Annotated in this window: 19 protein-coding genes; 3 read left to right on the top strand and 16 right to left on the bottom strand. The window is 74.3% G+C overall.

Going from position 1 to position 25,678, the window contains the following annotated elements; all coding sequences use genetic code 11:
• The first annotated feature begins 45 nt into the window (after nt 1-45).
• Complete coding sequence (locus ACWIX6_RS12020; RefSeq protein ID WP_448612660.1) at nt 46-1,419, top strand: amidase; 1,374 nt, start codon at nt 46-48, stop codon at nt 1,417-1,419.
• An 86-nt stretch (nt 1,420-1,505) separates the two neighbouring features.
• Here the strand turns inward: ACWIX6_RS12020 and ACWIX6_RS12015 are convergent, their stop codons facing one another.
• The 3 genes from ACWIX6_RS12015 to ACWIX6_RS12005 form a co-directional block, all read right to left on the bottom strand.
• Nucleotides 1,506-2,969: an aldehyde dehydrogenase family protein gene (locus ACWIX6_RS12015; RefSeq protein ID WP_448612659.1), complete on the bottom strand. Its 1,464-nt coding sequence runs from the start codon at nt 2,967-2,969 to the stop codon at nt 1,506-1,508.
• A gap of 185 nt (nt 2,970-3,154) precedes the next feature.
• Nucleotides 3,155-4,003 carry a formyltetrahydrofolate deformylase gene (gene purU, locus ACWIX6_RS12010; protein WP_448612658.1) on the bottom strand — a complete coding sequence of 283 codons (849 nt, stop codon included), beginning with the start codon at nt 4,001-4,003 and terminating at the stop codon, nt 3,155-3,157.
• A 10-nt stretch (nt 4,004-4,013) separates the two neighbouring features.
• Nucleotides 4,014-5,387, bottom strand: a complete 1,374-nt coding sequence (locus ACWIX6_RS12005; protein WP_448612657.1) for an L-serine ammonia-lyase — start codon at nt 5,385-5,387, stop codon at nt 4,014-4,016.
• A 139-nt stretch (nt 5,388-5,526) separates the two neighbouring features.
• Here ACWIX6_RS12005 and ACWIX6_RS12000 point away from each other — a divergent pair, with 139 nt between their 5' ends.
• Nucleotides 5,527-6,189, top strand: a complete 663-nt coding sequence (locus ACWIX6_RS12000; protein ID WP_448612656.1) for a GntR family transcriptional regulator — start codon at nt 5,527-5,529, stop codon at nt 6,187-6,189.
• Between the two features lie 57 nt (nt 6,190-6,246).
• Here ACWIX6_RS12000 and folP read toward each other — a convergent pair whose 3' ends face one another.
• From folP to metH, 10 genes are all read right to left on the bottom strand, one after another.
• A complete protein-coding gene (gene folP / locus ACWIX6_RS11995; RefSeq protein WP_448612655.1) occupies nt 6,247-7,122 on the bottom strand; it encodes a dihydropteroate synthase in 876 nt (291 codons plus the stop codon).
• On the bottom strand, nt 7,103-7,969 hold the full coding sequence (locus ACWIX6_RS11990) for a bifunctional 5,10-methylenetetrahydrofolate dehydrogenase/5,10-methenyltetrahydrofolate cyclohydrolase (protein WP_448612654.1): 867 nt from the start codon (nt 7,967-7,969) through the stop codon (nt 7,103-7,105). Before ACWIX6_RS11990 ends, folP begins: the two co-directional genes overlap by 20 nt.
• Entirely contained in the window at nt 7,966-8,586 is a 621-nt protein-coding gene (locus ACWIX6_RS11985; RefSeq protein ID WP_448612653.1) for a cyclodeaminase/cyclohydrolase family protein, read from the bottom strand. Before ACWIX6_RS11985 ends, ACWIX6_RS11990 begins: the two co-directional genes overlap by 4 nt.
• Nucleotides 8,587-8,750: 164 nt before the next feature.
• On the bottom strand, nt 8,751-11,213 hold the full coding sequence (locus ACWIX6_RS11980; RefSeq protein WP_448612652.1) for a GcvT family protein: 2,463 nt from the start codon (nt 11,211-11,213) through the stop codon (nt 8,751-8,753).
• Between the two features lie 43 nt (nt 11,214-11,256).
• Entirely contained in the window at nt 11,257-11,835 is a 579-nt protein-coding gene (locus ACWIX6_RS11975; protein ID WP_448612651.1) for a sarcosine oxidase subunit gamma, read from the bottom strand.
• Nucleotides 11,828-14,692, bottom strand: a complete 2,865-nt coding sequence (locus tag ACWIX6_RS11970) for a 2Fe-2S iron-sulfur cluster-binding protein (RefSeq protein ID WP_448612650.1) — start codon at nt 14,690-14,692, stop codon at nt 11,828-11,830. Before ACWIX6_RS11970 ends, ACWIX6_RS11975 begins: the two co-directional genes overlap by 8 nt.
• Nucleotides 14,689-14,967, bottom strand: a complete 279-nt coding sequence (locus tag ACWIX6_RS11965; RefSeq protein WP_448612649.1) for a sarcosine oxidase subunit delta — start codon at nt 14,965-14,967, stop codon at nt 14,689-14,691. The genes ACWIX6_RS11970 and ACWIX6_RS11965 overlap by 4 nt, the downstream gene beginning before the upstream one ends.
• Before the next feature lie 15 nt (nt 14,968-14,982).
• Nucleotides 14,983-16,215, bottom strand: coding sequence for a sarcosine oxidase subunit beta family protein (locus ACWIX6_RS11960; RefSeq protein ID WP_448612648.1), 1,233 nt, complete (start codon nt 16,213-16,215; stop codon nt 14,983-14,985).
• Nucleotides 16,212-17,540, bottom strand: a complete 1,329-nt coding sequence (gene glyA, locus ACWIX6_RS11955; RefSeq protein WP_448612647.1) for a serine hydroxymethyltransferase — start codon at nt 17,538-17,540, stop codon at nt 16,212-16,214. The genes ACWIX6_RS11960 and glyA overlap by 4 nt, the downstream gene beginning before the upstream one ends.
• A gap of 125 nt (nt 17,541-17,665) precedes the next feature.
• Nucleotides 17,666-21,466 carry a methionine synthase gene (metH, locus tag ACWIX6_RS11950; protein ID WP_448612646.1) on the bottom strand — a complete coding sequence of 1,267 codons (3,801 nt, stop codon included), beginning with the start codon at nt 21,464-21,466 and terminating at the stop codon, nt 17,666-17,668.
• A gap of 223 nt (nt 21,467-21,689) precedes the next feature.
• On the opposite strand from metH, the gene ACWIX6_RS11945 reads away from it, so the two are divergent.
• The gene (locus tag ACWIX6_RS11945; protein ID WP_448612645.1) at nt 21,690-22,547 is read left to right on the top strand and encodes a PAC2 family protein; all 858 of its coding nucleotides are present in this window, start codon (nt 21,690-21,692) and stop codon (nt 22,545-22,547) included.
• 156 nt (nt 22,548-22,703) lie between these two features.
• Here ACWIX6_RS11945 and ACWIX6_RS11940 read toward each other — a convergent pair whose 3' ends face one another.
• From ACWIX6_RS11940 to ACWIX6_RS11930, 3 genes are all read right to left on the bottom strand, one after another.
• On the bottom strand, nt 22,704-23,783 hold the full coding sequence (locus ACWIX6_RS11940) for an HD domain-containing protein (protein ID WP_448612644.1): 1,080 nt from the start codon (nt 23,781-23,783) through the stop codon (nt 22,704-22,706).
• A 4-nt stretch (nt 23,784-23,787) separates the two neighbouring features.
• Entirely contained in the window at nt 23,788-25,056 is a 1,269-nt protein-coding gene (gene mshC / locus ACWIX6_RS11935) for a cysteine--1-D-myo-inosityl 2-amino-2-deoxy-alpha-D-glucopyranoside ligase (RefSeq protein WP_448612643.1), read from the bottom strand.
• Between the two features lie 83 nt (nt 25,057-25,139).
• Complete coding sequence (locus tag ACWIX6_RS11930) at nt 25,140-25,523, bottom strand: VOC family protein (RefSeq protein ID WP_448612642.1); 384 nt, start codon at nt 25,521-25,523, stop codon at nt 25,140-25,142.
• Between the last annotated feature and the right edge of the window lie 155 nt (nt 25,524-25,678).

Here is a 25,678-nt window from a genome sequence, read left to right as displayed (position 1 = left end):
GGGACGGCGGCCGGTGGCCTGTCCGGCACACGACCAGGAGGGGCCATGCTTGTGGAGTGGCACAGCGCGGGCGTGCTGCGGGAGGCGATCGTCCGGCGGCAGGTGTCGCCGGTGGAGGTGGTGGGCCGGTACCTGGCGGCCATCGACGCGGCGGACGACCGGCTCAACGCCTTCCTCGCGGTTGACGCCGAGGGCGCGCTGGCCGCCGCGCGCCGGGCCGAGGACGCCGTGGGCGGCGGGACCGGGCTCGGGCCGCTGCACGGGGTGCCCGTCGGGGTGAAGGACGTGGAGGACACCGCCGGCCTGCAGACCACCTACGGCTCACGCCGGTTCCTGCGACACCGGCCCGACACGGACTCACCGGCGGTCGCGGCGCTGCGGGCGGCCGGGGCGGTCGTGGTGGGCAAGACCAACACGCCGGCGTTCGCCCTGCTCGGCGAGACCCACAACGAGCTGCGCGACGACTGCCGCAACCCCTGGGACGTGCGCCGCACCAGCGGCGGCTCCAGCGGGGGCTCGGCGTCGGCGGTGGCCGCCGGGCTGGTGCCGATCGCCACGGGGACCGACTACGGCGGCTCGATCGCCGCACCGGCCGGCCTGTGCGGCGTCGTGGGCTACAAGCCGACCCACGAGCGGGTCGCCGCGCTGTGCCCGGGTACCGGCGCGGGACTGCTGGACGCCGTCGGCTCGCTCGCCACCACCGTGGGCGACGCCGCGCTGCTGGTCGCGGCGATGGCCCCGCAGTGGTCCTCCCCCGCGCCCGCCGCCGCAACCGGCGCCGCCACCGGCCCGGTCTACGTGGCCTGGGCCGGCGACCTGGGGCGCTACCCGGTCGACCCGGAGGTCCTCGACGTCGCGGCGCGGGCGGTGGCGGTGCTCGAGGACCTCGGCTGCCGGGTGTCCGCGGAGGTGCCCCGGCTGCCCGACCCGTGGGAGGTGTTCGCCCCGCTGTCGGCCACCGACCTGCGCCTGCTGCTCGGCCCGGGCCCGTACAGCAAGGAGGACGGGGTCACCGCCGAGACGGTGTGGGAGCTGGCCGCGGTGCCGGAGCTGACCCGGGACGACCACGTCGCCGCGGTGCGCCGGCTGCGGGACTTCCGGGCGGTCGCGGCCGCCTTCCTGCACCGCTTCCCGGTCGTGGCGACCCCCACCACGGCGGTCGCCGCCTTCCCGGTCCGCCGGCCGCCCACCCGGATCGCCGGGCGGGACGTGCCGGCGGGCTGGCATTCGTTCATGCCCTTCCAGGTGCCCTGGAACCTCACCGGCGGCCCGGTCGTCACCGTGCCGGCCGGCCGCACCGCCGAGGGCCTGCCGGTCGGCCTGCAGCTGGCCGCGGCACCGCACGCCGACGCACTGCTGCTGGCGCTGGCCGCCCGCTACGAGGCCGCCTGCCCCTGGGGCCCGCCACCCGGAGGGTGACGGGCCCCAGGTTCAGCCCCGGCCCCGTCGGCCCCGCTGCAGGGCCCCGCTGCGAGCTTGCGAGCAGCGGGGGGCAGCGGGGTCCTTCATTTGAACCAGCCGGCCGGCTGGGGGGCGGTGTTGTTCCAGATGTGCTTGGCCTCGCGGTACTCGGCCAGGCCCGAGGGCCCGAGCTCCCGCCCGTTGCCCGACCGGCCGAAGCCGCCCCACTCCGCCTGCGGCAGGTAGGGGTGGTAGTCGTTGATCCACACGGTCCCGTGCCGCAGGGCGCGCGCGACCCGCTCGGCCCGCGCCGGGTCGGCGGTCCAGACCGCACCGGCCAGGCCGTACTCGGTGTCGTTGCCCAGCGCGATGGCCTCCTCCTCGGTGCTGAACCGCTCGACGGTGAGCACCGGGCCGAAGGACTCGTGCTGGACGACGTGCATGCCGCTGCGGCAGTCGGCCAGCACGGTGGGCCGGTAGAAGAAGCCCCCGGCGAGCTCGGGGTCCTCGGGCCGTCGGCCGCCGGCCACCAGCCGGGCGCCCTCCTCGAGGCCGGTGGCGACGTACCGCTCCACCGACTCGCGGTGCTGCGCGGAGATCATCGGGCCGCTCTCGGTGCCCTCGTCGAAGCCGTTGCCCAGCCGGATGCGGTCGGCCCGCTCGGCCACCGCGGCCACGAACCGGTCGTGGATCTCGTCCTGCACGATCAGCCGGGCCCCGGCCGAGCAGACCTGGCCGGCGTGCAGGAAGACGGCGGTCAGCGCGTTGTCGACGGCGGTGTCGAAGTCGACGTCGGCGAACACGATGTTGGGGTTCTTGCCGCCGAGCTCGACGGTCACCTTCTTCACCGTGTCCGCGGCGGTGCGCAGGATCCACTGCCCGGTGGCCACACCGCCGGTGAAGGAGACCATGTCCACCCGGGGGTCCTCGACCATGGCCGCGCCGGCCACCCGGTCCCCGAGCACCAGGTTGACCACGCCGTCGGGGGCACCGGCCTCGGCCAGCAGCTCCACCAGCTTGATCGTGGTCAGCGGGGTGACCTCGCTGGGCTTGACCACGATGGTGTTGCCGGCGGCCAGCGCGGGAGCGACCTTCCAGCACACCTGCAGCAGCGGGTAGTTCCACGGCGTGATGAGGGAGCAGACGCCCACCGGCTCGTACACGACGCGGCTGACCACGTCGGTGCGCCCGGCGTCGACCAGCCGGCCGGGGTCCTTGTCGGCGAGGTCGGCGTAGTAGCGGAACACCGACACGACGTCGTCGACGTCCACCCGGCTCTCCACCACCGTCTTGCCGGTGTCGCGGGTCTCCAGCGCGGCGATGTCCTCCTTGTCGCGCAGCAGCAGGTCCGCGACCCGGTCGAGCAGGGCGCCGCGCTCGGCGGCGGGTGTGCGCGGCCAGTCGCCGGCGTCGAACGCGGCACGGGCGGCAGCGACGGCGGCGGCGACGTCCTCGGCCGTGGCCTCGTCCACCTTCGCCACGACGCTCTGGTCGAAGGGGTTGACGACCTCGCGCTGGGCGCCGGAGGACCCGGCGCGCCAGCTGCCGCCGATGAACAGGTTGGCCATGTCACTCCTCGAGTCGTTGGTAGGGCCGGACGTACGCGGACGCGGCCGCTCGGAGCACTGCTGCCGGGACGGCGGCCACCTGCCGCGGTCCGCTCCCGGCGGCGGCGTCGGTCCGGCGTCCGGTCCGCCGCGTGCCGCCGGCCGACGGGGTCACCGGGCGGACGGACTGCCCGGTGGGACGGTGCTCACTTGAAGACGACGGTACTCGACCCGTTGAGCAGCACCCGGCTCTCGCAGTGCCAGCGCACGGCCCGGGACAGCGCCAGGGCCTCGGCGTCCCGGCCGACCGTGGCCAGCGCCCGCGGGTCGTGCGCGTGGTCGATCCGGATCACCTCCTGCTCGATGATCGGGCCCTCGTCCAGGTCCGGGGTCACGTAGTGCGCCGTGGCCCCGACCAGCTTGACGCCGCGGTCGAAGGCCTGGTGGTAGGGCTTGGCGCCCTTGAAGCCCGGCAGGAACGAGTGGTGGATGTTGATCGCCCGCCCGTGCAGCGCCCGGCAGGCCTCGTCGGAGAGCACCTGCATGTAGCGGGCCAGGACGACCAGGTCGGCCTCGGTCTCCTCGACCAGCTCCAGCAGCCGCGCCTCGGCGTCGGCCTTGGTGGCCGGGGTGACGGGCACGTGGTGGAAGGGCAGGCCGGCCGCCTCGGCCATCGGCCGCAGGTCCTCGTGGTTGGACACGACGGCCACCAGCTCGCCGCCCAGGCTGCCCGCGCGCCAGCGGAAGATCAGGTCGTTGAGGCAGTGGCCGAGCTTGGAGACCATGACCAGGATCCGCGGCGGCTGGTCCCCGGCCAGCGAGTAGCTCATCCCGAACTCCTCGGCCACCGGGGCGAAGGCCGCGGTCAGCTGCTCGACGTCGGCCTCCTCCGAGCAGACGAAGGCGGTGCGCAGGAACAGCTGACCGCGGACGGCGTCGTCGAACTGCTGGTGCTCGACGATGTCGCAGGCGTGCTCGAACAGGAACCTGCTGACCGCGTGCACGATGCCGGGCCGCTCGGAGCAGCTCAGCGTGAGGGTGTAGGGGTGTGACACGGGTGCCTCCTCAGCACTCGACGATGTTGAGGGCCAGCCCGCCGCGGGCGGTCTCCTTGTACTTGTCCTTCATGTCCGCGCCGGTCTCCCGCATGGTCTTGATCGCCTTGTCCAGCGACACGTGGTGCGTGCCGTCGCCGCGGACGGCCATCCGGGCGGCGGTGATGGCCTTGACCGAGCCGACCGCGTTGCGCTCGATGCAGGGGATCTGGACCAGGCCGCCGACCGGGTCGCAGGTGAGGCCCAGGTTGTGCTCGATGCCGATCTCCGCGGCGTTCTCCACCTGCTCGGGCGTGCCGCCGAGGACCTCGGCCAGGCCGCCGGCGGCCATCGAGCAGGCGGAGCCCACCTCGCCCTGGCAGCCGACCTCGGCTCCGGAGATCGAGGCGTTCTCCTTGAACAGCAGACCGATCGCGCCGGCGGTCAGCAGCAGCCGGACGACGCCGTCCTCGGAGAACGAGGGGACGAAGTCGCGGTAGTAGTGCAGGACGGCGGGGACGATGCCGGCGGCGCCGTTGGTCGGGGCGGTGACCACCCGGCCGCCGGCGGCGTTCTCCTCGTTGACCGCCAGCGCGTACAGGGTCACCCACTCCATGGCGCGCAGCGGGTCGGTGTCGTCCCGGGTGGCCTCCAGCTGGGTGCGCAGGGCCTCGGCGCGCCGGCGCACCTTGAGGCCGCCGGGCAGCACCCCGGGGGTGTGCGTGCCGCGTTCGACGCACTCCTGCATCACCGCCCACACGTGCAGCAGGCCGGCCCGCACCTCCGCCTCGCTGCGCCAGGACAGCTCGTTGGCCAGCATGACGTCGCTGATCGACAGCCCGGTCGCGCGGGTGTGCGCGAGCAGCTCCCCGCCGGTGCGGAAGGGGTACCGGACCGGGGTCGGGTCCTCCACCAGCGCCGGCCGGCCGGCCTCGTCCTCGTCCAGCACGAAGCCGCCGCCCACCGAGTAGTACTCGCGGCGGGTCAGCTCGGCGCCGTCGGCGTCCAGCGCCCGGAACAGCATGCCGTTGCTGTGGAAGGGCAGCCGCTTGCGCCGGTGCAGGACGACGTCCTCGTCGACGTCGAAGGCGATCGGCTGCTCGCCGGCGAGCAGCAGCTTGCCCTCGGTGCGGACGGCGGCGACCCGGGGCTCGGCGGCGACCGGGTCGACCCGGTCGGGCTGCTCGCCCTCCAGGCCCAGGACGACGGCCTTCACGCTGCCGTGCCCGTGCCCGGTGGCGCCGAGGGAGCCGAAGAGCTCGCAGCGCACCCCGGCGGTCCGGGGCAGCAGGCCCTCCTCGCGGAGCCGGCCGGCGAACGTAGCGGCGGCGCGCATCGGGCCGACCGTGTGCGAGCTCGAGGGCCCGATGCCCACCTTGAAGAGGTCGAAGACGCTGATGGTCATGCCCGGCCTCCCTCCCTGTGCAGCGTTGGACCTGGCCAGCTCTGAGAGCCAGTTGGTATATCAGCCGATGCAGAACGATATGTCGTTCATCCTCGCGAGGCAAGGATTCTGGTGCTCCAGCCCTTACGATGCCTTCGTGATGACCGCAGCACCGGACGTCGAGCTGCCGGGGGCCTCGCTGGCCGACCGGGCGTACGTGGCGATCCGCGACCAGCTGATCATGCTCGAGATCCGCCCCAACGAGCCGATCGACGACGACGCGCTCGCCCGCTCGCTGGGTGTGGGCCGCACGCCGGTGCGCGAGGCGCTCAAGCGGCTGGAGGTCGACCGGCTGGTCGTCTCCTTCCCCCGGCGCGGCACGTTCGCCACCGGGATGGACATCACCGACCTGGCGCACATCTCCGAGATCCGGGTGCAGCTGGAGCCCCTCGCCGCCCGGCGTGCCGCCGAGCGGGCGGTGCGCGAGACGCGCCTCGAGCTGGCCGACATGGCCGCCGAGATCGCCGCCCTGGACGTGGGTGCGCTGGACCGGACCGAGCTGATGCGCCGGGACCTCGCCGTCCACCGGGCGATCTACCGGGCAGCGGCCAACCCGCACCTGGACGACGTCCTGGTGCGCTACGACAACCTCGCGACCCGGATCTTCTGCCTCTTCCTGGACCGGCTGCCCACGGTGGACGCCCACGTCGGGGAGCACGTGGAGCTGCTGCGTGCCATCGCCGACGGCGACGCCGACCGGGCCGAGGAGCTCGCGCGCGAGCACGTGATCGGCTTCGAGCGGGCCATCCGCGCCGTCATCTAGTCCCGGCAGGCCGGCGCCGCCGGCCGCTCCGCCTGCCGGACTCCGAGGTGGTCCGGGTCAGTCCCCGTCGACGGCGCTCAGCACGGCGAGGGCGTCGCGGGTGGCGGCGACGTCGTGCACCCGGAGCACGCGAGCGCCGTGCTGCGCGGCCAGCAGGGCCGCCGCGAGCGAGCCGGCGAGCCGGTCGGGCACGGCCCGGCCGGTCAGCTCGCCCAGCATCGACTTCCGCGAGACGCCGACCATGACCGGGACGCCGAGCGCGCGCAGCCCGCCCAGCCCGCTGAGCAGGGCGAGGTTGTGCGGCAGGGTCTTGCCGAACCCGAAGCCCGGGTCGACCACCAGGTGCTCGTCCGGCACGCCGGCCCGGCGGCAGGCCCGCAACCGCTCGGCCAGGAAGCCGCGGACGTCGGCAACCACGTCGGCGTAGCGGGGGTCGCGCTGCATGCTCACCGGCGACCCCTGCATGTGCATCAGGCACACCGGCACGCCGAGTTCGGCGACCGCCGCTAGGGCGCCGGGCCGCCGCAGCGCCCGGACGTCGTTCACCATGCCCGCGCCGGCCGCCACGGCCGCGCGCATCACCTCCGGCCGCGAGGTGTCCACCGACAGCGGCACCGACACCCGCCGGGCCAGCGCCGCCACGACCGGCACCACCCGGTCGAGCTCCTCCTCCACCGTCGGCTGACGCGCTCCGGGGCGGGTGGACTCCCCGCCCACGTCGATGAGGTCGGCGCCCCCGGCGGCCAGTCGCAGCCCCTGCTCCAGCGCCCGGTCGCCGGCCAGGAACCGGCCGCCGTCGGAGAAGGAGTCCGGCGTGACGTTCAGGATGCCGCTGACCAGCGGGCGCCCCGAGCGCAGCAGCCGGGCCACCGGGTGCACCGGCGCCCGGGACACCCGGCCGGGCGCCGGCAGCTCAGCGGTGCTGGTGACCACGGTCGGCGACCCGGGCCGCGGCCTGCACGGTGTGCTGCAGCAGCAGCGCGGTGGTGACCGGACCGACGCCGCCGGGCACCGGGCTCAGCGCGGCCGCCCGGCCGGTCACCGACGCGGCGTCGACGTCGCCGGCCAGCCCGCCGTCCGCGGTGGGCGTGGTGCCCACGTCGACGACCACCGCTCCCTCGGCCACGTGCTCGGCGGTGATCAGGCCGGGCAGGCCGACCGCGACGACGAGGACGTCGGCCGTGCGGGTGGACTCGGCCAGCTCCTTGGTGTGCCGGTGGCAGATGGTCACCGTGGCGTCGCGCTGCAGCAGCAGGTGCGCCAGCGGCTTGCCCACCACGTTGGACCGGCCGACGACCGCCGCGCGGGTGCCGGTCAGCGGGACGCCGTACACGTCGAGCAGCGTGACGACGGCCTCGGCGGTGGCCGGGGCGAAGGCCGGCAGCCCGGCGGCGAGCCGGCCGAGGCTCAGCGGGTTGGCGCCGTCCACGTCCTTGGCCGGGTCGATCGCGACCGTGAGGTCGTCCAGGTCCGCGTCGGGCGGCAGCGGGGTCTGCAGGATGATCCCGTGCACGCCCGGGTCCGCGCTCAGCCCGGTCAGCGCGGCGCGGATCTCCTCGTGCGGAGCCGTGGGCCCCAGGTCGACGACGGAGCAGGCGATCCCGGTCTTCTCCGCCGCCTTCGCGATGGACCGCACGTACCAGGCGCTGCCCCCGTCGTCGGTCGCCACCACGACGGCGAGGCGGGGCGGGGTCCCGGCGGCGGCCAGTCGGGCCGCCTCGGCGGCCACCCGGGAGCGGATGTCGGTGGCCGGCCGGCGGCCGTCCAGCTCCGCGGTCATCGGGCCAGCTCCGCCCGGACCGCCGCGGTCACCCGGTCGGCGCGCGCGACGACGTCGTCCACCGTGTCGACGGCTCCGGTCAGCTCGGCGCGTACCGCCTCGTCGCGGATGCCGGCCAGATTGATCTCCACGTTGACCCGCGCGGTGGTCGCCGCGGCGCGGGCGGCCTCGGCGGCCGCCGCCACGTCGCTGATCACGTTGCGGTTGCCGATGGGCAGCAGCTGCTCGGCCAGGCCGAGGGTGCGGTCGGCGACCGCGACGACGTCGGCCGGCACGCGGGCCGCCGCGACCAGCGCCGTGGCGATGGCCGCCGAGCGGGCCGCGGCCTCCTCCTCGGTGGCCTTGGGCAGCGCGTAGGCGCGGGCGACCTCCCCGAACACCGCGGCGTCCTCCTCGGCCAGCGCCAGGGCCCGGGCGGCCAGCTCGTCGGCCGCGGCGGTGACCGCGCTGATCGTGTCGGCGTGCTCGGCGTACCTCGGGGCGTCGCTGTAGCGGGCGACCATCGCGACGAGCGCGGCGGCCTGCGCGGCGTGCAGGCCGGCGGTGGCTCCTCCGCCCGGGGCGGGGACGCGGGCGGCGAGCCGGCCGAGGAACGCCGACAGGGTGTCGGTGCGCATGCGGGGTCCTCCAGGGGTGCGGGTCGGGTCGACGGACAGCGGGCGGCCTCGTTCGGCGGCCACGCCTGGAACGGGCGGACAGCGGGCAGGACGGCAGCCCCGCCCCCGCCGCGAGGGTGCGGCGAGGGCAGGGCTGCGTCCTGCAGGCGGGTCCTTGCTGGCCGCTATCCGCGGATGCGGGTCATCTCCGGGTCGACGAGGGGCTCGGCGGTGACGGTGGCGGCGATCCGGCGGTCGAAGTACCCGATCTCCACCGCCGTCCCGACCCCGGCGCCGGCCGGCAGCCAGGCGTAGGCGATCGGCTTGCCGACGGTGTGCCCGAAGGCGGCGCTGGTGACGTAGCCGGCCGGGACGCCGTCGACGTACACCGGCTCGTGGCCGAGCACGACGCTGGTCCCGTCGTCCACGGTCAGGCAGGACAGCCGCCGGGTGACGGTGTCGTCGCTCCTGTCCGCGACGGCGTCGCTGCCGACGAAGTCGCCCTTCTGCTTGCGGACGGCGAAGCCCAGACCCGCCTCGTAGGGGTCGTGCTCGGTGGTCATGTCCGAGCCCCAGGACCGGTAGCCCTTCTCCAGCCGCAGGCTGTTGAACGCGGCGCGCCCGGCGGCGACCACGCCCAGCTCCTCGCCGGCCGCCCAGAGCACGTCCCACAGCTTCTGGCCGAGCTCCGCGCTGGTGTAGATCTCCCAGCCGAGCTCACCGACGTAGGACAGCCGCATCGCGGTGACCGGGACGCCGCCGAGGGTCGCCTTCTTGGCGCGGAAGTACTTCAGCCCCTCGTTGGTGAAGTCGTCGCCGGTGACCTTCTGCACCAGGTCGCGGGCCCGCGGGCCCCACAGGCCGATGCAGCAGGTGCCGCCGGTGACGTCGCGGACCTGCACGCTGCCGTCGGCCGGCGCCTCGCGGCGGAACAGGTCCAGGTCCAGGTTGCCGTTGGCGCCGACCTGGAACAGCTGCTCCCCCAGCCGCGCGACGGTCAGGTCGCTGCGGACCCCGCCGGCGGCGTCCAGCGCGAGGGTGTAGGTGACCGAGCCGACGGACTTGTCCATCTGGCCGGTGGTCAGCCGCTGCAGCAGGTCCAGCGCGCCGGGGCCGCTGACCTCCAGCCGCTTGAGCGGGGTCATGTCGTACATCGCGACCGCGGTGCGGGTCTTCCACGCCTCGGCGGCCGCGATCGGCGACCAGAACTGCGCCGACCACTCGTCCCGCGCCGGGGGCACCCACTCGGCGGGCAGCTGGTCGACCAGGCCGGCGTTGGCCTCGTACCAGTGCGGCCGCTCCCAGCCGGTGGCCTCCAGGAACACCGCGCCCAGTTCCTTCTGCCGGGCGTGGAAGGGGCTGACCCGCAGGTCGCGCGGCGAGGTCTTGGGCTGCAGCGGGTGCAGGATGTCGTAGACCTCGACGAAGTTCTGCTGGGAGGTCTCCCGCACGTAGGCGTCGGTGAGCTGCACCTCCTCGAAGCGGGCCACGTCGCAGCTGTGCAGGTCCACCTCGCTGCGGCCGTCGACGAGCAGCTGGGCAACCGCCCGGGCCACGCCCGCGGAGTGGGTGACCCACACCGCCTCGGCGATCCAGAAGCCGGCGACGTCCGGGGACTCCCCGACCAGCGGCCCGCCGTCGGGGGTGAAGGAGAAGATCCCGTTGAACCCGGAGTCGATCTTGGCGGCGCGCAGCGAGGGCAGCAGCTCCTGGCTCTGCTCCCACTGCTCGGCGAAGTCCTCCTCGGTGAAGGGCAGCATCGAGGGCATCGCGGCGTCGGTGACCTCGCCCTCGGGGAGGTCGGTCAGCTCGACCGGCATCGGCCGGTGCGCGTAGGAGCCGATGCCCAGGCGGTCGCCGCGCTCGCGGTAGTAGAGGTCCCGGTCCTGGTGGCGCAGGATCGGCATGCCGGCCTCGGTGAGCTCGTCGTTGCGGCCGACGAGGTCGGCGACCTGGCCGGTCCACACGAACTGGTGGGCCAGCGGCAGCAGCGGGACCTTCATGCCGACCATCGCGCCGACCGCCGGGCCCCAGAAGCCGGCGCAGGACACCACGACGTCGGCGGGGATGACGCCGCCGTCCGTGCGGACGCCGGTCACCCGGCCGCCGGACTGCTCGATGCCGGTGACCCGGGTGGAGCCCTGGAAGACCGCGCCGCGCGCCTCGGCGCGGCGGGCCAGCGCGACGACGGCGCGGGAGGCCTTGGCCAGCCCGTCGCTGGGCACGTGCAGGCCGCCGACGATCTGGTCGCGGTCGACCAGCGGGTGCAGCCGCACGCACTCCTCCGGGCTCAGCACCTCGCCCTGGATGCCCCAGGAGGTGGCCCAGCCCTGCCGGCGGTGCAGCTCGGCCAGCCGCTCCGGGGTGGTCGCCACCTCCAGGCCGCCGACCTGGTTGAAGCACCACGCGCCGTCGACGTCCAGGTCCAGGAACTTCTCCACCGTGTACCGGGCGAACTCGGTCATGGTCCTGGAGCCGTTGGTCTGGAACACCAGCCCCGGCGCGTGCGAGGTCGACCCGCCGGTCAGCGGCAGCGGGCCCTGGTCGACCACGGTCACGCGGTCCCAACCGCGGGCGGTCAGCTCGTCGGCCAGGTTCGCGCCGACGATGCCCGCTCCGATGATCACCACACGAGGAGTGGTGGACATGACTGCTCTCCCTACTGCCGGACGATCGTGGGGGTGGGGGTGCTCAACCGAGCGGGGCGTACTCGAGGCTCGCGTCGAGCAGCCAGGTGGCGAGGTAGCCGGCGAACGACGAGCGCACCAGGACGGCGAAGTCGTCGCCGTCGCCGAGGGCCAGCAGCACGACGCCGGCCTGGCCGAGGGTGGTCTGGGCGCTGTGCCCCTGCCGGAACACCCGGGGGTGCAGGTCGATCGAGCAGCCCTTGGCCAGCACGTCCCGCGCCCGGGAGCCGCTGACCCGCAGCCAGATCCGCTGGGCCGACACGTCGACCGCGGTGCCGCCGAGCGGTCGCAGCTGCTCGCGCAGCTCCTTCTCGAGCGCCTCGGGTGCGGTGCCGGTGCTGGTGAGCAGCCACTCGTCGGGGCCCAGCCAGACCAGTCGCCCGTCCGCCGTCGGCGTCCAGGTGTTGGGCTCGGTGGGCAGGGGCGTGCCGCGGACGGCGACCCCACCGGGGCCGGCCGGGGCCACCCGGACGTCGGCCATCGCGACGAACGGCTCGGGGGTGATCCGCACCGCGTCGGGCAGCGCGTCGAAGGCGGCGGTCCACGCCTCGAGCGGGTAGGTGCGCAGCAGCTGGTCAGCCATCGCGGCGGGCTCCTTCCGGGTCGACCAGCACCGAGCCGGTCACCTCGGCGGTCACGAGGGTCCCGTTCACCGGGACGGAGACGGTGTCGCCGATCCGTGCCCGGCCGCCCTTGACCAGGGCGAGGGCGAACGGCCGGCCCAGCTCGGCACTGCGGTAGCTGGAGGTGACGTGGCCGAGCATCGGCACCGGGGGCGGCGGGAGCTGGCCGTCGGCCGGGGACTCGACGATCTGCGAGCCCTCCGGCAGCACGGTGTCCCGGTCGACCGGGAGCAGGCCGACGAGCTGCTTGCGCATCGGGTCGGCGTTCGCCGGCCGGGCGAAGGAGCGCTTGCCGACGAAGTCGGGCTTCTTCTTCGACACCGCCCAGGCCATGCCGAGGTCCTGCGGGGTGACCGTGCCGTCGGTGTCCTGCCCGATGATCGGGTAGCCCTTCTCGGCGCGGAGCACGTGCATCGTCTCGGTGCCGTACGGGGTGATCCCGTACGGGCGGCCGGCCTCGACGAGCCGCTCCCAGACCGCGCGGGCGTGCCAGGAGCTGACGTAGACCTCGTAGGCCAGCTCACCGGAGAAGCTGATCCGGGCCAGCCGCACCGGCACGCCGCCGAGGGTGGTGTCCCGCCAGGTCATGAACGGGAACGCCTCGTTGGTCACGTCGACGTCGGGGAACAGCGCGCCGATGACGTCGCGGGAGCGCGGGCCGACGACCGGGAAGGTGGACCACTGCTCGGTGACCGAGGTGAGGTGCACCCGCAGCCCGGGCCACTCGGTCTGCAGCCACTCCTCCATCCAGTCCATGATCTTCGCCGCGCCGCCGGTGGTGGTGAGCACCAGGAAACGGTCCTCGGCCAGCCGGAGCACCGTGCCGTCGTCGATGACCATGCCGTCGACGCCGCACATGACGCCGTAGCGGACCGCGCCGACCTTGAGGCTGCTCATCATGTTGGTGTAGAGCCGGTCGAGCAGCACCGGGGCGTCCGGGCCGGAGACGTCGATCTTGCCCAGCGTGGAGCCGTCGAGGATGCCCACTCCCCCGCGGGTGGCGGCGCACTCGCGCAGGACGGCGGCCTCCATGTCCTCCCCGGGCCGTGGGTAGTAGCGCGGCCGCTTCCACTGGCCGACGTCCTCGAAGACCGCGCCCTCGGCGACGTGCCAGTCGTGCACCGCGGTGGTCCGCTCCGGGTCGAACAGCGCCCCGCGGTCCCGCCCGGCGAGCGCGGCGAAGGCCACCGGCGTGTACGGCGGGCGGAAGGTCGTCGTCCCGGTGACCTGCACCGGCAGGCCCAGCAGCTCGGCGGTGATGCCGGAGGCCAGGACGCCGGAGGTCTTGCCCTGGTCGTGCGCCGTCCCGATGGTGGTGAAGCGCTTGACGTGCTCCATCGAGCGCAGGCCGGCGCCGGCGGCGCGGGCCAGGTCGGCGACGGTGGCGTCGCGCTGCAGGTCCACGAAGGAGGTGGTCCCGGCGGCGGGCGAGGTGTCCGGGACCCGCCACAGCGTCATCGGCGGGGTCGGCCCGGCCGGCGCCTCGGCCGCGGGCAGCGGCACCTCGGCGGCGGTCAGCGACAGCCCGGACAGCGCGGTGTCCGCCGCCCGCCGTCCCTCGCGCAGGCAGCCGGCCAGGTCCAGCACGCCGCCGGCGGCGCCGGCGACGCCGACCCCGGCCAGCTCCTCGGCGGGCAGAAACGCGCCGAGCGCCTCGTCGAAGCGCAGCCGGCCGCGGGCCTGGCTGAACAGGTGGACGGCGGGGTTCCAGCCGCCGCTGACCAGCAGCAGGTCGCAGCCGATCCGCTCGGCCTCGCCCGGGACCCCGTCGGTCAGGGGCGCCACCAGCGCGGCGCTGACCCGGTCGGTGCCCTCGGTGCCGGTGACCACCGCGCCGGTGCGCACCGGGATCCCCCGCTGGGCGCAGGCCGCCGCCCAGTGCGCGGGCGCGGCCGGCCGGGCCTCGACGACCGCGGCGATCCGCACGCCGGCGTCGGCCAGGTCGACCGCCGCGGCGTAGGCGCTGTCGTTGGTGGTGAAGACGACGGCCTCGCGGCCGGCCAGCACGCCGTAGCGGTGCAGGAAGGTGCGCGCACCCCCGGCGAGCATGATCCCGGGCCGGTCGTTGTCGGCGAAGACGACGGGGCGCTCGTGGGCGCCGGTCGCCACCACGACCGAGCGGGCACGGATCCGCCAGACCCGCTGCCGGGACACGTGCCGCGGCGCGGCGGTGCCCAGGTGGTCGGTGCGCCGCTCCAGGGCGAGCACGAACCCGTCGTCGTAGAGCCCGAAGGCCGTCGTCCGCTGCAGGTGCAGGACGTCGGGGTGTGCGGCCAGCTCGGCCACCGCGCCGGCGACCCAGTCCAGCGCCGGGGCGCCGTCGAGGCGGTCGTCGCTGCCCAGCAGGGCGCCGCCGGCCTCGGCCTGCTCGTCGACCAGGGCGACCCGGGCACCGGCGCGGGCGGCGGTCAGCGCGGCGACCAGCCCGGCCGGGCCGGCGCCGACGACCAGCACGTCGACGTGGCCGTGCACGGCGTCGTAGCGGGCGGAGTCCGGCACCTCGGCCAGCCGGCCCTGGCCGGGCAGCCCTTGGGCGACCAGGCCGTCGTAGAGCTCGACGGTGGTGGCCAGCAGCATCGGCTCGGGGAACGGCTCCTCGATCTGCACCAGGCTGCTGGGGTCCTCGGCCCAGGCGGCGGCGACCCCGCGGGGGCGGCCGAGCTTCACGCTGGTGGCGATCGAGTGCCGGCCGTTGGCCAGCAGCGCCGAGGCCAGGGTGTCACCGGGGTGCCCGGTGTAGGACTGCCCGTCGAAGGTGAAGGCGACGGAGGCCGTCCGGTCGACGCGCCCGCCGTCCGGGGTGCGGGAGGAGGTCACGAGGTCACCGGCTTCGGCTCGTCGGGGCGGTAGACCGCCTCGAAGCGGTAGGTGGCGGTGTCGCGCACCGCGTTGAACCAGCGGCGGCAGCCGGCGCTGTGCGACCAGCGCTCGGCGAACCGGCCCTTGGTGTTGTCGCGGAAGAACACGTAGTGCGCCCACTGCTCGTCGTCGAGGGCGGCGGGGTCCTCGGGGTAGGGGACGTGGGCCTGGCCGCCGTAGTGGAACTCGACCTCCTCGCGGGGGCCGCACCACGGGCATTCGATGAGTTGCACGCTGATCTCCCGGGGTCAGTGGGCCACGGCGGCGGCGCCGTGCTCGTCGACGAGGGCACCGGTGACGAAGCGGTCGAGGCTGAACGGCGCCACGTAGGGGTGCGGCTCGTCGTTGGCGATGGTGTCGGCCAGGCACCAGCCGATGCCCGGCGTGGCCTTGAAGCCGCCGGTCCCCCATCCGCAGTTGAGGTAGACGTTGTCGTACGGGGTGCGCCCGATGATCGGCGAGGCGTCGGGGCTGGTGTCGACGATGCCGCCCCAGGTGCGCAGCAGGTGCGCCCGCGCGAAGACGGGGAACAGCTCGACGGCGGCGGCCATCTGGCGCTCGATGACGTGGAACGCGCCGCGCTGGCCGTACCCGTTGTAGGAGTCGACGCCGGCGCCCATCACCAGCTCGCCCTTGTGCGCCTGGGAGACGTAGACGTGCACGGCGTTGGACATCACGACCGTGGGGTGCACCGGCTCCAGCAGCTCGGAGACCAGGGCCTGCAGCGGGTGGCTCTGCACCGGCACCCGGAAGCCGAGCATGTCGGTGAGCGTCGTGGTGTGCCCGGCGGCGCACAGCGCCACCCGGCCCGCGGCGATGGTGCCCAGGTTGGTCTCGACGCCGGTCACCCGGTCGCCGTCGGTGGTGAAGCCGGTGACCTCGCAACCCTGGATCAGGTCGATCCCGGCCTCGTCGGCGCGGCGGGCGAAGCCCCACGCCACGTAGTCGTGCTTGGCGATGCCGGCGCGCGGCTGGTAGGTGGCGCCCAGCACCGGGTAGCGGATGTCGGCGGAGGTGTTGACGATCGGGCAGATCTTGCGGACCTCGTCGGTCTCCAGCCACTCGGCGTCCACGCCGTTGAGCTTGTTGGCCTCCACCCGCCGGACGCTGTCCCGGACGTCCTGCAGGGTGTGCGCCAGGTTGAGCACGCCGCGCTGGCTGAACAGGATGGGGTAGCCGAGGTCCTCCTCGAGCCCCTCCCACAGCTTGAGGGAGTGCTCGTAGATGGCCGCGCTCTCGTCCCACAGGTAGTTGGAGCGGATCAGCGTGGTGTTGCGGGCCATGTTGCCGCCGGCCAGCCAGCCCTTCTCCAGCACCGCGACGTTGGTGATGCCGTGGTTCTTGGCCAGGTAGTGCGCGGTGGCCAGGCCGTGCCCGCCGCCGCCGATCACGATGACGTCGTAGGACTTCTTCGGCTCCGGGTTCCGCCAGAGGAAGTCCGGGTGCTCGGGCAGGTCGGCGCCCGGCGTGCGCGGGGTCATCGGGTGCCCCCGGTCAGGCCGGCGTAGAGCGGGTGGCGGTCGGCCAGGGCGGTGACCCGCTGGCGCAGCCGGGCCAGCCGGTCGTCGGCCACGGTGGGCCGCAGGGCGGTGGCGATGACGTCGGCGACCTCGGTGAAGTCCTCGGCGTCGAAGCCGCGGGCGGCCAGCGCCGGGGTGCCGATGCGCACCCCGGAGCTGACCATCGGGGGCCGCGGGTCGAAGGGCACCGCGTTCCGGTTCACCGTGATGCCGATGGCGTGCAGCCGGTCCTCGGCCTGCTGGCCGTCCAGCGGCGACTCGCGCAGGTCGACCAGGACCAGGTGCACGTCGGTGCCGCCGCTGACCACGCTGACCCCGGCCTCCCGGCAGTCGGACGCCAGCAGCCGGTCGGCGAGGATCCGGGCGCCGGCCAGCGTGCGCTCCTGCCGCTCGCGGAAGGCCGGCTCGGCGGCCAGCTTGAAGGCCACCGCCTTGGCCGCGATCACGTGCTCCAGCGGGCCGCCCTGCTGGCCGGGGAAGACCGAGGAGTTGAACTTCTTGGCCAGGTCCGCGGTGGCCAGGATGACCCCGCCGCGGGGCCCGCCCAGGGTCTTGTGCGTGGTGGAGGTGACCACGTGCGCGTGCGGCACCGGCGAGGGGTGCAGGCCGGCGGCGACCAGGCCGGCGAAGTGCGCCATGTCCACCATCAGGTAGGCGCCGACCTCGTCGGCGATCCGGCGGAACGCGGCGAAGTCCAGCTGGCGGGGGTAGGCCGACCAGCCGGCGACGATCAGCTTGGGACGCCGCTCGCGGGCCAGCCGCTCGACCTCGGCCATGTCGACCCGATGGTCCTGGCGGCCGACGTGGTAGGCGGCGACGTCGTAGAGCTTGCCGGAGAAGTTGAGCTTCATCCCGTGGGTCAGGTGACCGCCGTGGGCCAGGTCCAGGCCCAGGATGGTGTCGCCGGGCTGCAGCAGCGCGGCCATGGCCGCGGCGTTGGCCTGCGCGCCCGAGTGCGGCTGCACGTTGGCGTACTCGGCGCCGAACAGCGCCTTCAGCCGGTCGATCGCCAGCTGCTCGACGACGTCGACGTGCTCGCATCCGCCGTAGTACCGCCGGCCCGGGTACCCCTCGGCGTACTTGTTGGTGAGCACCGAGCCCTGCGCCTGCATGACCGCCAGCGGCGCGAAGTTCTCGCTGGCGATCATCTCCAGCGTGCTCTGCTGCCGGCCCAGCTCGGCGGAGATGGCCGCGGCGACCTCGGGGTCGGTCTCGGCGAGGGTGCGGGTGAGCACCGGGTCGCCGACCACCGGCGCGTCGAGCTCTCGATCGGCGAGCACGGACATGTGGTTTCCCTCCTGCCAGACCACCAGTTCAGGACTGGTATATCAGTTCCCTGAACAGTAGGTGGCGCACCGCGGGCGGTCAAGGGACTCCTGCCGATTGACCGCCCCGGGCGGCGGCGCGTCGGCTACTCCTCCTGGGTGCGGTAGCCGAGGTTCGGCGAGAGCCACCGCTCGGCCTCGGTGAGGGTCCAGCCCTTCCGGCGGGCGTAGTCCTCGACCTGGTCCCGGCCGATCCGGCCGAGCACGAAGTACCGCGACTCCGGGTGCGAGAAGTACAGCCCGCTCACCGAGGCGCCCGGCCACATCGCCATGCTCTCGGTCAGCTCGATGCCGGTGCTGCCGGCCACGTCGAGCAGCTCCCAGATCGTCTGCTTCTCGGTGTGCTCCGGGCAGGCGGGGTAGCCCGGCGCGGGCCGGATGCCGGCGTAGCGCTCGGCGAGCAGTCCGTCCGGGTCCAGCGCCTCGTCGGGGGCGTAGGCCCACAGCTCCTTGCGGACCCGCTCGTGCAGCCGCTCGGCGAAGGCCTCGGCGAGCCGGTCGGCGAGGGACTCGAGCAGGATCGCGCTGTAGTCGTCGTTCTCCTTCTTGAACTGCGCCACCCGCTCCGCCGCGCCGAGGCCCGCGGTGACGGCGAAGGCCCCGACGTGGTCGCGCAGCCCGGTGTCCTTCGGCGCGACGAAGTCGGCCAGCGACATGCGGGCCGAGCCGTCGCGGCCCTCGGTCTGCTGGCGCAGCTGGTGCAGGGTGGCCCGGACCTCGCGGCGGGTCTCGTCGGTGTAGACCTCGATGTCGTCGCCGTCCACCGAGCTCGCCGGGAAGAGCCCGACCACGCCGCTGGCCCGCAGCCACTTCTCGCCGACGATCCGGTCGAGCATCTCCTGGGCGTCCTGGTACAGCCGGCGGGCCGCCTCGCCGGTGGACGGGTTGTTCAGGATGTCGGGGAACCGGCCGCGCATCTCCCAGGCGTTGAAGAACGGCTGCCAGTCGATGTAGCGGCGCAGCTCCTCCAGCGGGTAGTCGGCGTAGGTCCGGACGAACTGGGTCGCCGTCCCGTGCGCGTGGTCGCAGTCCGGTCCGGCGCACACGTCGCGGGTCTGCTGCAGCAGCATCCGCGGCCGCGGCGGGTGGTAGCCGCTCCAGTCGAGCGCGGGGGCCTGGGCGCGGGCGGTGGCCAGCGGCAGCAGCGCGCGGGTGTCGGTGCGGGCGGCGTGCCGCTCGCGCAGCGCCGCGTACTCCGCCTCCACCTCGGCGAGCAGCGCCGGCCGCTGCTCGTCCGACAGCAGGGCGGCGACCACCGGCACCGACCGGGAGGCGTCCTTCACCCAGATCACCGGGCCGTGGTAGCGCTGGTCGACCTTGACCGCGGTGTGCGCCCGCGAGGTGGTCGCACCGCCGACGAGCAGCGGGACCTCGAAGCCCTGCCGCTCCATCTCCGCGGCCAGGTTCACCATCTCGTCCAGGGAGGGGGTGATCAGCCCGGAGAGCCCGATGACGTCGGCGCCCTCGGCCTTGGCGGCGTCCAGGATCTTCTGGGCGGGCACCATCACGCCGAGGTCGACGACGTCGTAGTTGTTGCACTGCAGGACGACGCCGACGATGTTCTTGCCGATGTCGTGCACATCGCCCTTGACCGTGGCCATGACGACCTTGCCGTTGCTCCGCTCCGCGTCCCCGGGCTGCTTCTCCGCCTCGATGAACGGGATGAGGTGCGCGACGGCCTTCTTCATCACCCGGGCGGACTTGACCACCTGCGGGAGGAACATCTTGCCCGCCCCGAAGAGGTCGCCGACGACGTTCATGCCGTCCATCAGCGGGCCCTCGATCACCTCGATCGGCCGCCCGCCGCGCGCGCTGATCTCCTGCCGCAGCTCCTCGGTGTCGTCCTCGACGAAGGCGTCGATGCCCTTGACCAGCGCGTGCGTGATCCGCTCGCCGACCGGCAGCGCCCGCCACTCCTCGGTGGCGACCTCCGCGACGGCGCCGTCCCCGGCGTAGTCGCCGGCGATCTCCAGCAGCCGCTCGGTGCTGTCCGGGCGGCGGGCGAGGACGACGTCCTCGATGCGCTCGCGCAGCTGCGCGGGGACCTCGTCGTAGACCTCCAGCGCACCGGCGTTGACGATGCCCATGTCCATGCCGGCCGCGATCGCGTGGAACAGGAAGACGGCGTGGATCGCCTCGCGGACGCGGTTGTTGCCGCGGAAGGAGAACGAGACGTTGGAGACCCCGCCGGAGACCAGCGCGCCGGGCAGGTTCTGCTTGATCCAGCGGGTGGCCTCGATGAAGTCCAGCCCGTAGCGGGCGTGCTCCTCGATGCCGGTGGCCACGGCGAACACGTTGGGGTCGAAGATGACGTCCTCGGCCGGGAAGCCGACGTCGCGGGTGAGCACGTCGTAGGCGCGCCGGCAGATCTGCCGGCGGCGCTCGAGCGTGTCTGCCTGGCCGTCCTCGTCGAAGGCCATGACGACCACCGCGGCGCCGTACTTGCGGCACAGCCGCGCCTGGCGGACGAACTCCTCCTCACCGGCCTTCAGCGAGATCGAGTTGACGATCGACTTGCCCTGGACGCACTTGAGCCCGGCCTCGATGACCTCCCACTTCGAGGAGTCGATCATCATCGGCACCCGGGAGATGTCCGGCTCCGCGGCGACCAGCTTGGTGAAGCGGTCCATCGCCGCGACGCCGTCGATCATCCCCTCGTCCATGTTGACGTCGATGACCTGCGCGCCGGCCTCGACCTGCTGGCGGGCGACGGCCAGCGCGGCCGGGTAGTCCCCGGCCTTGATCAGGTTGCGGAAGCGCGCCGACCCCGTGATGTTGGTCCGCTCGCCGACGTTGACGAACAGCGAGTCGTCGTCCACGGTGACCGGCTCCAGGCCGGACAGCCGGAGCGCCGGGCGCGCCGGGGGCGGCGTCCGGGGGGTCCGGCCCGCCACGGCGGCGGCGATGGCGGCGATGTGCGCGGGGGTGGTGCCGCAGCAGCCGCCGACCAGGTTGACGAAGCCGGCTCCCGCGAACTCCTCGAGGACGGCGGCGGTCTCCTCCGGCGACTCGTCGTACTCGCCGAAGGCGTTGGGCAGGCCGGCGTTGGGGTAGCAGGAGACGAAGGTGTCCGCGACCCGGGCGATCTCGGCGACGTAGGGCCGCATCTCCCGCGCGCCGAGGGCGCAGTTCAGCCCCACCAGCAGCGGGCGGGCGTGCCGCACGGAGTACCAGAACGCCTCGGTGACCTGACCGGACAGCGTGCGGCCGGAGGCGTCGGTGATGGTGCCGGAGACCATCACCGGCCAGCGGCGGCCGCGCTGCTCGAACAGCGTCTCCAGCGCGAAGACCGCCGCCTTGGCGTTGAGCGTGTCGAACACCGTCTCGATCAGCAGCACGTCGGAGCCGCCGTCGACCAGCCCGTCCGCCTGGGTCAGGTAGGCCGCGACCAGCTCGTCGAAGGTGACGTTGCGGGCGCCGGGGTCGTTCACGTCGGGCGAGATGGACGCCGTCCGGCTGGTCGGCCCGATCGCCCCGACGACGTAGCGCGGCCGGTCCGGGGTCCGCTCGGTCATCGCGTCGCACTCCGCGCGGGCCAGCCGGGCGGCGGCGACGTTGAGCTCGTAGGCGAGGTCGGACATGCCGTAGTCGGCCAGCGAGATCGCGGTGGCGTTGAAGGTGTTGGTCTCGATCAGGTCCGCGCCGGCCTCGAGGTACTCGCGGTGGATCCCGGCGACGACCTCCGGAGCGGTGATGCTGAGCAGGTCGTTGTTGCCCTGCACGTCGGTGGGCCAGTCGGCGAACCGCTCCCCCCGGTACCCCGCCTCGTCCGGCCGGTCCCGCTGGATGGCCGTGCCCATCGCGCCGTCGAGCACCATGATCCGGCTCCGGAGCTGCGCGGTGAGGGCTGCGGTCGCGTCGGGACGCAGCTGCGGGGAATCGGGCACGGGCAGTCCTCGGCGTCGATCGGGCACGGTCACGGAGGCGTCCGGCGCCAGGGCCCTGGCAACTCCGACGGGCGGTCCGGTGCCTCGTCGTCCTCGAACAGCACGGCCATCGTCTCACTTCCGGCCCCCACCGGTCGCGCACGTCGGCACACCGGGCACCCGGGCAGCCCCAGGAGCCCCTGTTCACCGCGGCCGGGGACCCCGCTGGACGTAGGCTCGAAGGGTGAGCGATCCGACCGCAGCAGACGACCTGCCCCAGCTGGACGATCCCGTGGTGGTGGTCGCGTTCGAGGGCTGGAACGACGCCGGGGACGCCGCCACCGGGGCGCTGGAGCACCTCGAGCTGATCTGGGACGCCACGCCGCTGGCCGCGCTGGACCCCGAGGACTACTACGACTTCCAGGTCAACCGGCCCACGGTCTCCCTCGTCGACGGGATCAGCCGCCGGCTGGAGTGGCCGACCACCCGCATCTCGGTCGCCCGCCCGCCGGACGGCGACCGGCACGTGGTGCTGATCCGCGGCATCGAGCCCAACATGCGCTGGCGCAGCTTCTGCGCCGAGCTGATCACGATCTGCCAGGAGCTCGGCGCGCAGACCGTCGTGGCCCTCGGTGCCCTGCTGGCCGACACGCCGCACACCCGGCCGACGCCGGTCACCGGCTCGGCCTACGACGACGAGTCCGCGCGTCGGTGGGGGCTGGAGACCTCCCGGTACGAGGGCCCGACCGGCATCCTCGGCGTCTTCCAGGACGCCTGCGTGCAGGCCGGGCTGCCCGCGGTGAGCTTCTGGGCCGCCGTGCCGCACTACGTGTCCCAGCCGCCGTCCCCGCGGGCGACCATGGCCCTGCTGCAGCGGGTCGAGGAGGTGCTGGAGGTCGCCGTGCCCCTCGGCGCCCTGCCGCAGCAGGCCGAGGACTGGGTCACCACGGTCGACGAGATGGCCCAGGAGGACGAGGAGGTCGTCGAGTACGTCCGCTCCCTGGAGGAGCGGGCGACCGCCACCGACCTGTCCCAGACCAGCGGCGACTCCATCGCCCGCGAGTTCGAGAGGTACCTGCGCCGCCGCGGCGGCACCGGCTGATTCCCGGCCCCGTCGCAGGGCCCCGCTGCGAGCCCGCGAGCAGCGGGGGGCGACGGGGTCCTTCCGCTGCGCCGCCGCGGCGGCACCGGCTGAGGAAGGACCCCCGTGCCCCCACCGCTCGCGAGCTCGCGGCGGGCCCCTGCACGGGGGCCACCCTCAGTGCGGACCGCTCAGCAGCGGGCGCATCCGGGTGGCGGCGGTGTCGTCGAAGAGACGGTCGTGGGTGGCCAGCGCGAAGCGGTCGGTCATCCCCGTCACGTAGTCGACGACCTGGGTGACCGGGTCCGCCGCGGTGTCCCGGTAGCTGGCCGGCAGCAGCTCGGGATGGGCCAGGTGGTGGTCGACCAGCCGGCGGATGACGTCGATGGCGATGTGCTTCTGGCCGGCGGCGGTGTCGGACTCGTAGACCCGGGCGAACATGAACGTCCGCAGCTCGTGCATCGCCTCCAGCGCGTCGGGGCGCATCACCACCGCGCCGGCCGCGTTGTCCGGTGCCAGGCTGCCCTCCACGACGGCCTCGATCATCGCGCCGACCATCTCGGTGCCCGGGTCGCCGAACATCGAGCGGGCGCCGGCGGGCAGGTCACCGGGGCGCAGCACGCCGGCCCGGACGGCGTCCAGCGCGTCGTGGGACAGGTAGCCGATCCGGTCGGCGTAGCGCACGCACTCGCCCTCGCGGGTGGACGGCGGCGGGCTGATCTTCCAGCTGTGCGCCCGGACGCCGTCCCGGACCTCCCAGGTCAGGTTGAGGTCCTCCAGCACCTCGACGATGCGCACGCCCTGGGCGGCGTGGTGCCAGCCGCCCTCGACGTAGGGGTCCAGCGCCTCCTCGCCGATGTGACCGAACGGCGAGTGTCCGACGTCGTGGGCCAGCGCGATGGCCTCGGCCAGGGTCTCGTTGAGGCTGAGCGCCGAGGCCAGCGCCCGGGCCACCTGGGTGACCTGCAGGGTGTGGGTGAGCCGGGTGACGAAGTGGTCGCCGTCCGGGTGCAGAAAGACCTGCGTCTTGTGCTTGAGCCTGCGGAACGCCTTGGCGTGCAGGATCCGGTCCCGGTCGCGCTCGTAGGCGGTGCGCAGCGGGTCCTCCGGCTCGGGCCGGGCCCGGCCGCGGGTCAGCGCCGCGCGGGCGGCCGCCGGGGCCAGCGCCTCCTCGGCGCGCTCGCGGGAGCTCCGGTCGGCCAGCCGGAACGGCGGCGTGCGGCCGCCGTCCCCTGGGTCGCCCTGCTGCCCGCCCACCGGACTAGAGCGCGATGCCGAGCAGGGCGTCCACCAGGTCGCAGACGACCTGGGGCGCCTCGTCCTCGGTGTCGGCGTCCGGGCCGCCCGGGCCGCCGGGGACGGCGGCGGCCAGGCTGGCGGCGGCCCAGGCGTCGACGGCGGCCAGCGCGCCCGGGGTGTCCAGGTCGTCGGCGAGCCGTTCGCGCACCGCGGCGAGCACCGGGGCGGCGGGGGCGCCGGCCGGCAGGGCGACCGCGCGGCGCCAGGTGGCCAGCCGCTGCTCCGCGGCGGTCAGCAGGTCGGGGGTCCACGGGCGGTCGGTGCGGTAGTGCCCGGACAGCAGGGCCAGCCGCACCGCCATCGAGTCGACGCCGTCCCCGCGCAGCCGGGAGACGAAGACCAGGTTGCCCCGGCTCTTGCTCATCTTCTCGCCGTCCAGGCCGATCATCGCCGCGTGCACGTAGGCCTGCGCGAAGGGCTTGGTGCCGGTGAGTCCCTCGGCGTGCACGGCGGAGTACTCGTGGTGCGGGAAGACCAGGTCGGTGCCACCGCCCTGCACGTCGAAGCCCATGCCCACGGTGTCCAGCGCGATCGAGGCGCACTCCACGTGCCAGCCGGGCCGGCCGGCCACGCCGCGGGGCCCGGGCCAGGAGGGCTCGCCCTCGCGGGCGCCGCGCCAGAGCAGCGGGTCCAGCGGGGACCGCTTGCCCGGCCGCTCGGGGTCGCCGCCCCGCTCGGCGGACAGCCGCAGCATGGTGGCCTGGTCGTAGCCGGACTCGCTGCCGAACCCGGGGGCCTGCGCGACGTCGTGGTACAGGTCGCCGGTGCCGTCGTCGAGCTGGTACGCCAGGCCGGCGTCCCAGAGGGTCTCGACGTGCCCGACGATCCGCGGGATGGCCTCGACGGCGCCGACGTAGTCCTCCGGCGGCAGCACCCGCAGCGCCGTCATGTCCTCCCGGAACAGCGCGGTCTCCCGCATGCCGAGCACGATCCAGTCCTCGCCGTCCCGGTCGGCGCGCTCGAACAGCGGGTCGTCGACGTCGGTGACGTTCTGCACGTAGTGGACGGCGTGCCCGGCGTCCCGCCAGATGCGGTTGACCAGGTCGAAGGCCAGGTAGGTGGCCGCGTGCCCGAGGTGCGTGGCGTCGTAGGGGGTGATGCCGCAGACGTACATCCGGGCGATCCGGCCGGGCCGGGTCTCCACGACCTCCTGCCGGGCGGTGTCGAACAACCGCAGGGCGGGGCCGGCTCCCGGGAGGGTGGGGACGAGGGGGGCGGGCCAGCTGAGCACGGGTGGAGCCTAGATCGGCCGGCTGACAGCGGTGTGCGGCAGTGCCCCGGACGAGGCAGTCCCGGCGGAGGCCGCAGACGCGGTCAGGGCCAGGTGGTGGCGTACCGGTCGAACTCCTCGCCGGTCTGCACGCCGACCACGCAGAAGAGCAGGCCGGCCGGGTCCTTCATCTGCCAGAACCCGCCCATGTCGGCGAAGCGCACGGCCCCCAGCGCCTCCAGCCGGGCGACCTCGGCGTGCACGTCGTCGGTCTCCACGTCGACGTGCCAGCGGGGAGCCGTGCCGGCGCCGGTGCGCTGGACCTCCAGGTGGAAGCCGTCGGCGAAGGCGCCCAGCGAGGACCAGTCCTCGTCGGGGTCGGGCTCGACGCGGTGCCCGGTGGCGGCGGCCCAGAAGCGCCGGCCGCGGTCGTGCAGCTCCGGGGGGAGGTCGATCAGCAGGATCGCCAGGCGGCTGCGGTGCGGCACCCGGTCACCGTGGCAGAGATCGACCGCGACGTCACGGATCGAGCAGCGGGACCACGGCGCCGCGTCAGCGGCTCGGCCGATCGAGCGGGGGCCGGAGGCCTCCAGCGAAGGGCGGCCGGCAACGCCCGGCCCCGTCCAGAGGCTCGTCCCGAGCT

This window comes from Modestobacter sp. URMC 112, assembly GCF_053502575.1.
Note: the sequence above shows the minus strand (reverse complement) of the source record. Positions and strands in the feature narration are given on the sequence as shown.